The 12,599-nt window shown below is 67.3% G+C and carries 13 protein-coding genes and 1 riboswitch; of the genes, 6 read left to right on the top strand and 7 right to left on the bottom strand.

Features of this window, described 5'->3' with window-relative positions; all coding sequences use genetic code 11:
• Positions 1 to 43: 43 nt before the first annotated feature.
• A complete protein-coding gene (gluQRS, locus tag AC3WP6_RS10695) occupies positions 44 to 904 on the bottom strand; it encodes a tRNA glutamyl-Q(34) synthetase GluQRS (protein WP_492628685.1) in 861 nt (286 codons plus the stop codon).
• Positions 905 to 1,006: 102 nt separating this feature from the next.
• Here gluQRS and htpX point away from each other — a divergent pair, with 102 nt between their 5' ends.
• Positions 1,007 to 1,909: a protease HtpX gene (htpX, locus tag AC3WP6_RS10690; RefSeq protein ID WP_492627691.1), complete on the top strand. Its 903-nt coding sequence runs from the start codon at positions 1,007 to 1,009 to the stop codon at positions 1,907 to 1,909.
• Positions 1,910 to 1,939: 30 nt separating this feature from the next.
• Complete coding sequence (gene htpG, locus AC3WP6_RS10685; RefSeq protein ID WP_492627690.1) at positions 1,940 to 3,814, top strand: molecular chaperone HtpG; 1,875 nt, start codon at positions 1,940 to 1,942, stop codon at positions 3,812 to 3,814.
• 187 nt (positions 3,815 to 4,001) lie between these two features.
• Here htpG and AC3WP6_RS10680 read toward each other — a convergent pair whose 3' ends face one another.
• From AC3WP6_RS10680 to AC3WP6_RS10655, 6 genes are all read right to left on the bottom strand, one after another.
• Positions 4,002 to 4,559 (bottom strand): hypothetical protein, encoded by a 558-nt coding sequence (locus tag AC3WP6_RS10680; RefSeq protein WP_492627689.1) that lies wholly within the window; start codon positions 4,557 to 4,559, stop codon positions 4,002 to 4,004.
• A 49-nt stretch (positions 4,560 to 4,608) separates the two neighbouring features.
• Complete coding sequence (locus AC3WP6_RS10675; protein WP_492627688.1) at positions 4,609 to 5,274, bottom strand: DUF4124 domain-containing protein; 666 nt, start codon at positions 5,272 to 5,274, stop codon at positions 4,609 to 4,611.
• A 52-nt stretch (positions 5,275 to 5,326) separates the two neighbouring features.
• Positions 5,327 to 5,608: a 2-hydroxyacyl-CoA dehydratase gene (locus AC3WP6_RS10670; protein WP_492627687.1), complete on the bottom strand. Its 282-nt coding sequence runs from the start codon at positions 5,606 to 5,608 to the stop codon at positions 5,327 to 5,329.
• A gap of 45 nt (positions 5,609 to 5,653) precedes the next feature.
• Positions 5,654 to 6,238 carry a nicotinamide riboside transporter PnuC gene (pnuC, locus tag AC3WP6_RS10665; protein WP_492627686.1) on the bottom strand — a complete coding sequence of 195 codons (585 nt, stop codon included), beginning with the start codon at positions 6,236 to 6,238 and terminating at the stop codon, positions 5,654 to 5,656.
• 1 nt (position 6,239) lies between these two features.
• Positions 6,240 to 8,393: a TonB-dependent siderophore receptor gene (locus AC3WP6_RS10660; RefSeq protein ID WP_492627685.1), complete on the bottom strand. Its 2,154-nt coding sequence runs from the start codon at positions 8,391 to 8,393 to the stop codon at positions 6,240 to 6,242.
• A 66-nt stretch (positions 8,394 to 8,459) separates the two neighbouring features.
• Positions 8,460 to 8,555: riboswitch (TPP riboswitch) on the bottom strand.
• A gap of 30 nt (positions 8,556 to 8,585) precedes the next feature.
• Complete coding sequence (locus AC3WP6_RS10655) at positions 8,586 to 9,713, bottom strand: phosphotransferase (RefSeq protein WP_492627684.1); 1,128 nt, start codon at positions 9,711 to 9,713, stop codon at positions 8,586 to 8,588.
• A 114-nt stretch (positions 9,714 to 9,827) separates the two neighbouring features.
• On the opposite strand from AC3WP6_RS10655, the gene AC3WP6_RS10650 reads away from it, so the two are divergent.
• The 4 genes from AC3WP6_RS10650 to AC3WP6_RS10635 all read left to right on the top strand — a co-directional run bounded on the left by AC3WP6_RS10650 (position 9,828) and on the right by AC3WP6_RS10635 (position 12,548).
• The gene (locus AC3WP6_RS10650) at positions 9,828 to 10,730 is read left to right on the top strand and encodes an AEC family transporter (protein ID WP_492627683.1); all 903 of its coding nucleotides are present in this window, start codon (positions 9,828 to 9,830) and stop codon (positions 10,728 to 10,730) included.
• A 22-nt stretch (positions 10,731 to 10,752) separates the two neighbouring features.
• Positions 10,753 to 11,160 (top strand): RNA-binding S4 domain-containing protein, encoded by a 408-nt coding sequence (locus tag AC3WP6_RS10645; protein WP_492627682.1) that lies wholly within the window; start codon positions 10,753 to 10,755, stop codon positions 11,158 to 11,160.
• A 114-nt stretch (positions 11,161 to 11,274) separates the two neighbouring features.
• On the top strand, positions 11,275 to 11,835 hold the full coding sequence (locus tag AC3WP6_RS10640; RefSeq protein WP_492627681.1) for a response regulator: 561 nt from the start codon (positions 11,275 to 11,277) through the stop codon (positions 11,833 to 11,835).
• A gap of 116 nt (positions 11,836 to 11,951) precedes the next feature.
• On the top strand, positions 11,952 to 12,548 hold the full coding sequence (locus tag AC3WP6_RS10635; RefSeq protein ID WP_492627680.1) for a response regulator: 597 nt from the start codon (positions 11,952 to 11,954) through the stop codon (positions 12,546 to 12,548).
• Positions 12,549 to 12,599: the final 51 nt, after the last annotated feature.

The following is a 12,599-nucleotide window of genomic DNA, read 5'->3' as shown; positions in this document are numbered from 1 at the left end:
CGGTTGCGGGGCTGCGCCAGCCCGGCAGGAGATTTATAACCGCTCAGGGCGCAAAGCAACCGCTGCGTTGCGGTATTCGACGCAAATCGAATTCGCGCGCTGCCACGGCCAGCCACTCGGCGAGGTCATCGGCGGGCGGCACAGCCTGGCCGAGGAAGGCGAGTGCACGCTGCAGGGTTGACAGCGGGTGGGCGGGATCGACCGGCCACGCCTGGCTTGATTTGGACAGCTTGTGGCCGCGCGCATCCAGTGCCAACGGCAGGTGCAGGTAGGCCGGCGTGGGCAGGCCGAGCAGGCGCTGCAGCCAGATTTGCCGCGGTGTGGAGTCGAGCAGATCGCAGCCGCGCACCACTTCGGTCACGCTCTGAAACGCGTCGTCCACCACGCAGGCCAGGTGGTAGGAATAGATGCCTTCGACCCGACGGATGACGAAATCACCCACGGCAGTACGCAGGTTTTGGCTTTGCGGGCCTTGCAGCCGGTCGTCGAAGGCAATATCCACATCGGGTGCGCGCAGCCGCCACGCAGGCTCGCGGTGCGGGTTTTTGCGGGCGCTGCAACGGCCGTCGCGGTGCAGGCCGACCAGGGCCAGTTCGCTGCGGCTGCACCAGCATGGAAAGACCGCGCCGCTTCGGCGCAGTGCTTCAAACGCTGCATCGTAGGCGGCCGTGCGTTGCGCCTGATGCAACACCGGGACATCGGGGACGAGCCCGAACGCGGGCAAGGTGGCAAGGATGGACGCGGCGGAGCCGGGTACGGCGCGCAGCGGGTCGAGGTCTTCCATGCGCACCAACCAGCGGCCGCCCGCTTGACGCGCACACAGCCAACTGGCCAGCGCAGCCACCAGCGAGCCAAAGTGCAGGGCGCCGGTGGGCGAGGGGGCGAAGCGTCCGCGGTAGTTCATGTGTACAGTCTGCACGCGCCCGCCGGCGCTTGAAACCGGCAGGCATCACCCCCACTCCGCTTGCACTCGTTTCTTCATTACGTGACTGCCGGAGTGACAGCCATGCGCCGCATCGTCCTTTTCCTCGCGACCAATATCGCCGTCCTGTTCTTGCTCAGCATCGTCTGCCACTTGCTTGGGGTGGATCAGATGGCCGCCGCGCAGGGCTTTGGCGGCAGTACCGGGTTGCTCGTGTTTGCGGCCGTGTTCGGCATGGGCGGGGCGTTCATTTCGCTCGCCATATCGAAGTGGATGGCGAAACACTCCACCGGCGCGTGCGTCATCACCCAGCCGGCCAATGAAAGCGAGCGCTGGCTGGTGGAAACCGTGCGCCGGCATGCACAGAACGCCGGCATCGGCATGCCTGAGGTGGCCATTTACGACGCGCCGGAGATGAACGCGTTTGCCACCGGCATGTCGAAAAACCACGCGCTGGTGGCCGTGAGCAGCGGCCTCCTGCAGCAGATGGATCGCGAGCAGGTCACGGCCGTCTTGGGGCACGAGATCGGCCACGTCGCCAACGGCGACATGGTGACCATGACCCTGATCCAGGGTGTGCTGAACACGCTGGTGATTCTTGCCGCGCGCGTCATTGGCCGGGTGGTGGACAGCGCGCTCAGCGGCAACCGCGACGAGCGCGAAAGCGGCAGCGGCATCGGTTATTTCGTCACCGTGATGGTGCTGCAACTGGTGCTCGGCCTGTTTGCGTCGATGATCGTGATGGCGTTTTCGCGCTGGCGCGAGTTTCGCGCCGATGCGGCCGGTGCGCGTTTTGCCGGCCGCGGTGCGATGATTTCCGCCCTCGATCGCCTGCGCGGCGGCCACGGCGAGAACACCTTGCCGAAGACGCTGGCGGCGTTCGGCATTGCCGGCCCGCTGGCCGACGGCTTCCGGCGCCTGTTCATGAGCCACCCGCCGCTCGACGAGCGTATTGCCGCGTTGCGCAACGCCTCGCCGCACCATTGATTTCCCCTCGTTTGCATGGACCCGTCGAAGATGACTGCAACCGCCACTGAAACCCGCTCGTTTGAAGCCGAAGTTGCCCAGGTGCTGCACCTGGTCACCCACTCGCTGTACTCGCACAAGGAGATTTTCCTGCGCGAGCTGGTCTCCAACGCCTCCGACGCGTGCGACAAACTGCGCTTCGAGGCGCTCGCCAAGCCCGAGCTCATGGGCGGCGACAGCGAGCTGCACATCGACGTCAGTTGGGACGAAGCGGCGCGCACCATCACCGTGCGCGACAACGGCATCGGCATGAACCGCGACGAGGTGGTGGCCAACATCGGCACCATCGCCAGCTCCGGCACCCGGCGTTTTCTCGAAGCGATGAGCGGCGAGCAGAAGGCCGACGCACGGCTGATCGGCCAGTTCGGCGTGGGCTTCTACTCGGCGTTCGTGGTGGCCGACAAGGTGACGGTGCTTACCCGCCATGCCGGCAGCGCCGCGGCCGATGGCGTCAAGTGGGAAAGCGACGGCAAAGGTGAGTACACCCTGGAAACCGCCGAGCTGGCCGAGCGCGGCACCACCATCGTGCTGCACCTGGGCGCGGACGAGGACGAGTTTCTCAAGGGCTGGAAGCTCAAGAGCCTGATCCGCACCTATTCGGACCACGTAGCGTTTCCGATCCGCGTGCCGGAGGAAAAGGACGGCAAGCCCACCGACCAGTGGGAAACCGTCAACGCCGCCTCGGCGCTGTGGGCCAAGCCCCGGAGCGAGATCAAGGACGACGAATACAAGGCGTTCTACAAATCGCTCGGCCACGATTTCAACGACCCGCTGGCGTGGACGCACAACCGCGTCGAGGGCAGCCAGAGCTTCACCACGTTGCTCTACATTCCGGCGCAGCCGCCGTTCGACTGGATGATGGGCGGGCGCGACGAGCGCAAGGGGCTCAAGCTCTACATCAAGCGCGTTTTCATCATGGACGCGGCCAAGGAGCTGTTGCCGAACTACCTGCGCTTTGTCAGCGGCGTGGTGGATGCCGATGACCTGCCGCTCAACGTCAGTCGCGAAATCCTGCAGCACAACCGCCAGCTCGAGCGCATCAAGGGTGCGTGCGTGAAGCGCGTGCTCGACCTGATCGAAAAGCTGGCGAAGGATGAGCCGGAAAAATTCGCCACCTTCCTCAAGGCCTTCGGCAACACCCTGAAAGAAGGCATCAGCGAGGACACCGCCAACCGCGACCGCATTGCCAAGCTGCTGCGCTTCGCCTCGACCAAGGGCGATGGCGCCAAGCAGAGCGTGTCGCTCGACGATTACATCGGCCGCATGGCAGTGGGCCAGGACACCATCTGGTACATCACCGCCGACACCTACGCCGCCGCCGTCGGCAGCCCGCAGCTCGAAGCGTTCAAGGCCAAGGGCATCGAGGTGCTCTTGATGTTCGACCGCATCGACGAGTGGATGGTCGGCTACCTCAGCGAGTACGAGGGCAAGAAACTGCACAACGTCGCCAAGGGCGAACTGCCGCTCGACGAGGGCGAAAAGAAGCAGCAGGAGGAGGCCGCGAAAGCCGCCGAACCGTTGCTCAAGAAGCTCAAGGAGCTGCTTGGCGACCAGGTTGGCGAGGTCAAGGTTTCCGCCCGCCTCACCGATTCACCGTCTTGCCTGGCGCTGTCCGATTACGAGATGGCGCCGCATTTGGCGCGCCTGCTGCGCGAGGCCGGGCAGGAGATGCCGGCGACCAAGCCCACGCTGGAGATCAACCCGCAACATGCCCTGCTCAAGCGGGTCGAAACCGAAACCGACGAGGCAAAAGCCAAGGATCTCGCCAGCCTGCTGCTCGAACAGGCGGAGATTGCCGCCGGCGCGCAACTCGCCGATCCAGCCGCGTTCGTACAGCGGTTGAACCGCGTGTTGCTTGGTGGCTGAGGAGCCGGGATTGGGGATGGGAGATGCGGGATTCGGCAGGAATCCCGGCTCCGTTGCAGGTTGCTGCAGCCTGGCGACATCTCGCTGAACCAAGTCGGGACAAACCCCGATCCGCCGGGAAGCGAGTAGGGGTCTTTTCCGAATCCCGAATCCCCCATCCCGGCCTGCAGGATTGCGGTGCGGCGAGTCAGCGGTTGCGTTCGACCGGGTTCGCCGCCGGCGTGCTGGCCGGTTGCGGCATGGCGGCGGGCTGTGGCATGTGGTTGGTTTGCCGCCAGGCGGGGGCATTGAAGTCGCGCGGCGCGCGATGCAACCAGCGCTGGCGGTGATCCTGGCTGACCAGCGCGAGGCGGTGGCCGTCCTGGTGCGACCAGAACCACGAGCCCATCGGCACCGGTTGCGCGGAAACGTAGCGGAACGAGGTGTCGTAGCCGCCGGCGTCGTTGCGGATGGCCTGCAGTGCCACGTTCATCACGAACTGGCTGGCGATCGGTTTGCCGTGCTTGTCGGTGGCGGGCTTGCTGATCATTTCGGCGAGGTTTTTGCGCAGCAGCCGGTCGAGTGCCGGCGGCAACGCGTAGGCGGGCGAGGCGGAGGTGATCCTGCCGTGCGCATCCACCTGAATCAGCACCGGCTCGACGCGCGGAGTAAATGCATTGAGCGACATGGAGTCGCCGGCGGCCGCGGTGGCGGCGCCCAGGCCGAGCAGCGCGGCCATGCAAGCCACAGGGAATCGGTTGCGCATAGCGTTCTTCCTCACTTCGGTGTCGCTGCAGCGGGTCGTGGTGCTGGGCTCAACAGCTTGCGCGGCCGCCTTTGAGCGAGCCGCAGGTTTGCAACAAGGTGTAACCCCGCACCGGCGGCGGCCTGAGATTTGTCGGTGGCGGACGGTATGGGTGTTCATGGTTGAAGGGTGGGCGATAGCCGCTGTTCCAGCCACCAAAGTAGGCCGGGACGGTCATGTAGTACACCGGCGGTTGCGCCAGGCTGTTCTGATAGGCCGCATTCTGCGCACGCAGCTGAGTGTTTTCGGCGGCCAGGCGATCGGTTTCCGCGGCCTGTGCAGCCGCTTGTGCCGCTGCCATGGCCTGTTGCTGTTGCGCGCGCGCCGCATCGGCGGCAGCTTGCGCCGCGATGGCGTCTGCCTGGGCTTGTTTGGCCTTGGCCTCCTGCGCTGCGTTGAACAGCGCCAGGCGCGCGGTGTAGAGCGAATCCAGATGGCGGGCCATGGCCCAGGCCTTGGCCAGCTGCGGCTGGCCCAGGCGCAGGTAATGGTCGATGGTTTCCGCCGCGCTCGCCTGGTGCAGCAGCTTGCCGTTGCCGTCGTTGCACGGCTGGTCGGTGTAGGTCACCTGACCGGCCGTCACGCACTTGTAGATGTTCTGCGCGCCGGCCGGGAACGACCACGCCACCAGCGGCGTGGCGATGAGACAGCAGGCGAAGCGGGTCGGGCTGTTCATGCCGCGATTATGCCCGTGCACGGGGTTGCCGCAGTGTGAGGCCGGGGAGCTTTCAGACGCTCTTGGAGCGGCGTCGCGACGGCTTGGCCGCACTGGCGGCAATCAGCGTCTGCAAGTAGGCGATGCCATCTTCTTCCGGAAAAAACGCGACCACTTCGGCCACCGTCAGCTGGTAGCGCTCGCGCAAGGCAAGAAACTCCACTTTGGCGCGCGCCAACCGTGACTTGGGGTTGACGACAGGCGTTGCGGCGGCAGGCGGTGACGCCGGCTGACTGGTATCCAGTGCACTCAGCTCGGTCTGGAACTGGTGGAAATCGTAGGGCTTGGAGAGCATGTGACCACGCGTGATGCGAAAACGCGGCCATTGTGGCACAGGCTTTCAGGTGCCGAACCCGCTGGCGGTCGCCTGCATCCGACCGGCTTGCCGCCATTGCTGCAACCCGGCGACCGCCATGGCGACGAACAGCGCGTACAGCACGGCGGTGATCCGGAGATCCTTGTAGACGTACTCGCCGACGTACACCACGTCGACCACGATCCACAGCCACCACGCTGCGGTGTGACGTTGTGCCTGCCACCATTGCGCGACGAGGCTGTACGCGGTGAGCGTGGCGTCCAGCCATGGCAGGGCTGCGTCGGTGTAGTGGCGCATGACGGCGCCAAGCGCGAGCGCACCGAGCGCGCCGAGCGCGACGTGCCAGGTCGCGCGGCCTGGCGGCAACCGCGCGATGCGCACGCGGCCGTCGGTACCCAGGTGCTGCACCCAACGCACCCAGCCATAGCCGATCATCACGCCGAACGCGCCCTGCAGCAGCGCGTCCGAATACAGCTTGGCGTCGACGAATACCCACGCGTAGACCACCACCGACACCAGCCCGACCGGCCAGCACGCGGGGTGGCGGCGGGTGGTGAGCCACACGCCCGACGCACTGAGCACCGCGGCGATGAGCTCGACCAGCGTCACGTCACAGGCCGATGGTGACGGACAGACGCGCCAGGCGCGGCGCGCCGGGGAACAGGTAGCTGTCGCCCCAGGCGCTGCCGGTGTCGCGCCAGTAGCTGTGGTCGAACACGTTGTCGACCGCCAGCCGCCAGGTCAGGGTGCGCTCGCCCCAATGGGCGGTGTAGCGCAGCCCGGCGTCGAACACGTTGTAGGCCGGCACGCGCACCCGGCCATCCGCGGTGGCCACGTTGGGCGACGCATAGCGCCAGCCGCCGAGCAGGGCGAGCTGCGGCAGCATGGGCAGGCTGTAATCCAGATACGTGGCCACCCGCAGGCGCGGCACGTTGGCCACCTGGTGGCCGTCGTAGGACGGCGTGCCGGTGTTGCGGGCCTCGGCGCGGATCAGGTTGGCGCTGGCATCCAGCCGCAGGTGCGTGGTGAGCTGCCCGTGCGCACCCAGCTCGATGCCGGTGTGCACCTCTTCGCCGTGCTCGACGAAGGTGTAGCCGGCAGCCGAGTCATCCGGCTGCGCGTACTGGTAGGGCTGGCGGATGTGGTACAGCGCGGCGCTCAGGTTGAACGCATCGCTGAGTGCGTATTTCACACCGGTTTCGAGCTGACGCGACAGCCGTGGGCCGAGGATCGCATCCGGATTGCTGGCCCAGTACGGCGCGGCCAGGCCGAGCGACAAGCCTTCGACGTAGCTGGCGTAAACCGTGATGGGCGTGGTGGGCTGCCACAGCACGGCGGCTTGCGGCAGGGTGCGGCTCATGCGGGTGTTGCGCGTGAGCGTGCTGCTGCTGTCGTAGTCGCGTTCGTTGAGGCGGACGAACCGGTTGCCGAGGATGGCTTGCCAGTGGGTACCGAAGTGCAGGCGGTCCATGGCGAACAGCGAGTGCTGCCAGCTGGCGAGCCGGCGCGCCGAAGCACCGGGCTGATTGGGTGAAGGCGCAAAGTACGGGGGGTTGTTGTCCGCGATGTTGGCGCTGCCGACGTAGTCGTAGACCTCGATGCGGCGGTCGATGGTGCGGCGGAAGGCGCTGGCGCCGAGGGTCAGGTCATGGCTCACTGCGCCCGTGTCGAAGTGGCCCTGGAGCGTGGCACGCGCCTCGTCCGCCACGCGGGTGTCGTCGGGGCTGCGGTAGTCATAGATGTCGTAACCACCGTCGGGAGCGAAGTAGGCCCCGGTGGTGAGCAGGTTCGCGCAGGCATCCTGATAGAAGCAGCCGTAGGCGAACGCGACGTTGTCCTGGATCACGCCGCGGCTGTGGCCGGCGGCAAGGTTGGCGTTCCAGTCGTCGTTGAACGCGTAGCGGAAGCGGGCGCTGGTGTTGGCGCTGTGGATGCCCACCGGGAGTTGCCACGGCTCGTAGCCCAGCAGGCGCGTGGGGTCGGGGTGCTGCGGGATGACCGTGCCGCCGAGCAGTTGATAGCCGGAGACCGAGCGCTGCGCGCTGGTCTGGTAGTCGCTGTCGAGTTCCAGCGTGGCGTTTGGCGCGATCCGCCAATCCGCCGCAAGCGAGTAAAAGTTGCGTCGGCCATTGGCATGCTGCACGTAGGAGTGGATGTCCTCCCACGCGAGATTGGCGCGCACGCCGAAGCTGGGCGTAAGCCAGGTGCCGACGTCGAGCGCGCCGTAGCGCGCGCCGTGCGAGTCGGTGCCGAGCGTCACGTCGCGCACCTCGGCCGGCCGCTTGCTGACGTAGTTCACCACGCCGCCGGGTTCCATCACCCCGGCATCGAGCCCGGCGAGGCCGGAAAGCACCTCCACCTGCTGCTTGTCCTCCAGTGCCACCTTCTGCTCGCCGACCAGGGTGAGACCGTTCAGGCGGTAGCCGGTGGCGAGGTCGAGCGGATAGCCGCGGATCGAGATGTTCTGGTAGTAGCCCACGGCCGCGTAGTTGTCGCCAAGCGCGGCATCGGTGCGGGCCAGCTCCGACAAGGTGCGGATCTGGCGATCGTCGATCAGCGCGCGCGGGATCACCGTGACCGAGGCCGGCGTGTCGTGCAGCGGCGCGTTGCCCCAGGTCGCCAGTTTCGCGTTGTTGCGGTCGGTGTGCGTCGTGGCCTTGACGTGTATGGCGGCCAGGTCGGTGGTTTGCACCTCCGCGGCGCGCGTAGCGGGCGCGAGGGCGGCGAGCAGGGCAAGCAGCAGGGAAGTACGGGGAAGCGTCATCGTCGTGGGTCGCCGTGGGAAACGGGCGAAGCGACGATGAACCGCGTGCGCCGGTCGGGCGCGATCGCGATTCTGGATCAAGCTCCCTACGCCGGTTCTAACCGGGTCAGGTTCCAAGGGACTCTCTCAGCCCGGCAACGCCGGGCACCCCCGCTTCAGCTGCCAATTAGACCACGAACGAACCAGCTTGCGTCAAGCGGCGCGGATGGTTGCCAGTAGACGGCGGCCGTCGGTGCTGCGGAACCAGGCGGCATGGCCGCGCAGGAAGGTGTCCCACGCCACGTCGGCATGCGCGCGCGAATGCGTGGCGCCGTGGAAGTAATCCACTTCGGAAATGGCGAAATCGACGTGCACGATCGGCAGCAGCTCGGCGAGCAGGTCGAGATCCGCGCGGGTCAGCGGATGTTCGTCCTGATAACCGGCTATCAGCGCGAATGCCGTACCGGGACGCGCGCGGTTGGTGCCGGGTTCTAGCCAGGCGATGGCGTTGCGCTCGATCGCGGTGGCGAGGTCGAACAGCGCAAAGGTGCGTGCGGCCAGGCCGAAATCCAGCACGTCGGTGATGCGGGCGTCGGCGCCGTCGTCGCTCCAGCACAGGTTGGAAACATGCCAGTCGCCGTGTGTCCAGCATCGCGGCTGGGCGCGCAGGCGCGCGGCGGTTTGCGCGTGTTGCGGCCCGAACACGGCGGCGAGTTCGGCCTGCCACGGACGTCCGGACAGATAGACGGCCAAATCCGGCCGCTGCGTGAGCTGCGCCTGCAGTGCGGCCACCGGGTCGGCGGCTTCGATCAGTTCACTGCGCGCCACCAGCCGATGGGTGGAGCGCTGGGCGGCGGCGTAGCCGTCCGCAGCGCGGTGGAAGCGCGCAAGCATGGCGCCGGCGCGGTGCGCGCGGCCAAGATCAGTCAACGGCACCCACGACATGGTGTCGCGATACACGTCGCGGCCGCGGGCCGGTGCGTGGATTTCGTACACCCAGTCGCACAGCGCGGTGGCGGTGCGGCCGTGGCGGTCGGCAAGCACCGCCGGCACCAGCATGCCGTGGCCGGTGAGCCACGCGGCGAAGGCGTGTTCCTCACCCAGGCTCACGACGCTGCGTACGCTGCGGTGATGGCGCTTGACGAACACACACCCGCCGCCGGTATCGACCAGTGCGGCGCTGGAGAGCGGGCGCGGGCTGTGCCAGACGATATGCCGTGGCGTGCCAAGCGCTGGGTAGGCATCCAGTACCCGGGCCAGCTCGGTCGCCGTCAGTGGCGGCCAGTCGGGCGGCATGTCGTCGCCGGCAAGGCCGTGGACGTGGTGTTCGGGGAAGCTCATCTGCGCGCAGCATCGACCGGAGGGCGAAGTCGGCATTATCGCCGAGCCGGCGCGCCGCTTTCGTGCGCCGCCGGCATCGCGTCTAATGCGAGGCTTTCCCGCGCGTGATCGCCGATGTCCGCCTTGGTGCTGCTGTTTGTCTGTCTTGCGCTTGGCGTGCTGGTGCGCCGTTTTGCGCACCCACCCGAAGGTACGGTGCGCGGCATCAACTGGTGGGTACTGAACGTGGCGCTGCCGGCACTGGTGCTCGAGCTGATCCCCAAAGTGCGGCTCGATCCGCAGTTGTGGTTTCTCGTGGTGTCGATGTGGCTGGTGTTTGCCGGTGCATGGTTGGTATTTGGCTGGCTGGGGCCGCGGCTGGGCTGGTCGCGGCAACGCACGGGCGCGCTGATCCTGGTGTGCGGGCTGGGCAACACCGCGTACATGGGGTACCCGATGATTGCCGCGTTGCGTGGCGAAGCCGGCTTGTCGCTCGCGGTCGTGGCCGACCAGCTTGGCGCATTCCCGGTGTTGGCTTCGGTGGCGGTAGTGGTGGCCTCGCTGTATGCCGGGCGCGCGCCGCATGCACGCGTGATCGTGCGGCGCATTCTTACGTTTCCCGCGTTCCTGGCCTTGCTGGTTGGCGTGGTGGCGGGCCGCCTCGGCGGCTGGCCGGCGTGGCTCGACGGCGTGTTCCACCCGATTGGCGAAACGCTGACGCCACTCGCGCTGTTTTCCGTGGGCATGCAGTTCCGCCTGCGTGGCAGCCGCGGCCAATGGGGCGCCACCGCGTGGGGCCTGGGGTGGAAACTCGCGGCGGCGCCGGCCGCGTGTTGGGTACTCGGCGTTGCGGCCGGCGTCGGCGGCATGGTGCTGGTGGCGGGCGTGCTGCAGGCGGCGATGGCACCGATGGTGTCGGCCACGATCCTGGCCGACGAATACGGCCTCGACCCCGAACTGGCCAACACCGTGCTCGGTCTCGGCATCCTGGTTTCGCTCGTGACGGTGCCGCTGGCCAACGCGTGGCTGGGCACGTGACGACCTCCGTCGGCGTGCGATCATGCTGCCGATGAACGAGTACGACGCAAGCACTGGTATCCGTGCCGATCAGTGGTTGTGGGCGGCGCGGCTTTTCAAGACGCGCGGCCTCGCCAAGCAGGCCATTGAAGGTGGCAAGGTCACCGTCAATGATGGCGGCTGCAAGCCGGCGAAGCTGGTGCATGTGGGCGACGTGCTGCAGGTGACGCGCGGCGCGGAGCGGCTGGAAGTCGAGCTGCTGGCGGTGTCCGCGCAACGGGGCCCGGCCAGTGCGGCGCAGGCGCTCTACCGCGAAAGCGCGGCCAGCGTGCAGGCGCGCGCGTTGCGCCGTGAGGAGCAGCGCCTGATCGGCCGCCAGGCGCCGCCGCGGCGGCCGGACAAGCACGCGCGTCGACGGTTGCGCGACCTCAAGGATCAATCGGCGCCGTGATCGGATGCCTGCGCGCGGCAGCTGAGCACTGCATCCCAGTTTGTGTGCGCGGGACGTCTCACCATCCAGCCATCAACCCGCCGTACGCGGCGGCGGGCCTATGGGAGGTGGGCGATGAACAGCACCGGCTTTTTGCGCAAGCTCCTGGGAAGCATGGGAAACCCGGCCGCACCGGCCACAGTGTGGCGAAAGACACTTGCCGACACGCGCGTGCTGGTGGTGGACGACTCGCCCACGATCTGCGCCGTGCTGGGCCGCATGCTGGAACAGGACGGCTACGCGGTGCACAAGGCGGTCGATGGCGAGCAGGCGATCGAGCTGGCCGTCGCGGGCCAGCCGGGGCTGATCTTTCTCGATATCGTGCTGCCGGGCGTGAACGGCTTTGCGGTGCTGCGCACGTTGCGGCACGCACCGCAAACCGCGCACATTCCGATCGTGATGATGAGCGGCAACCCGCAGGCGACCGAGCAGTTCTACGTGCAGCGTTTTGGTGCCGACGACTTCATCAAGAAGCCGTTCGGTCGCTCGGCGGTGCAGGCCAGCATTGACACCCTGGTGCGCGCCGGGCGCTTGCCGGCAAGGCCGGACGAGGTGGTGGCCATGGCTGCCGGTGTCCTGCAGCCCGCTGCAACCGACGCTCCTTCCGAGTCGAACCTGCTGGTGCATCACGGCTGATCCGGGTAGCCGCCCGGCGCACCGCCCGTTTTCGTCACCCACGCCTGCTTGCGCTGGCACGCGGTGCCGGTGACACTCCGCCCATGTCGCCACGGGAAGCGGCAGGGGGCAGGAGCATGGCCGGATTCGGTTTGTTGAAGCGACTGGTGGGCGGTCGCGAGCGCCGTCACAGCGAGCCGCGCGTGCGTGCGATGGCGTCCACCTGCATGCTGGTGGTCGACGACTCGCCGACAATCCGCGCCGTGCTCGGCAAGATGCTTATCCAGGACGGTTACGCCGTCATCAAGGCCGCCAATGGTGCCGAGGCGCTGGAACTCGCGCGACGGGAGCACCCGGGGCTGATTTTTCTCGACATCGTGATGCCCGGCGTGTCCGGCTTCGAGGTGCTGCGCACGCTGCGCCACGAGACGGCTACGCAGGCCACGCCCATCGTGATGATCAGCGGCAATGTGCAGGCGACCGAACAGTTCTATGTGCAGCGCTACGGGGCCGACGATTTCATGAAAAAGCCGTTCGGCCGTGAAGAGGTGTTCGAGCGCATCCAGCAACTGGTGCTGGCCGGTCGGCTGCCGCGCCGCGCCGCCACCGCGCCGGAGCCCTTGCCGGCCACCGACAGTCAAGCCGAGTGGGATGCCATCCCGGACATCGCCATGCCGGATGCGGACCACTTGGTCGACGCCACCAAATCGGCTGCCGACCAAGCCGAAAAGTAGCCGTGGGTCGGGTTTCAGCCCGACGGCGCCTTACCGACCGCCGGTCGGGCT

The organism is Rhodanobacter sp. FW106-HT46G03 (assembly GCF_058789895.1).
The sequence above is the reverse complement of the archived record's forward strand: the minus strand, read 5'-3'. Positions and strand labels throughout refer to the sequence as shown.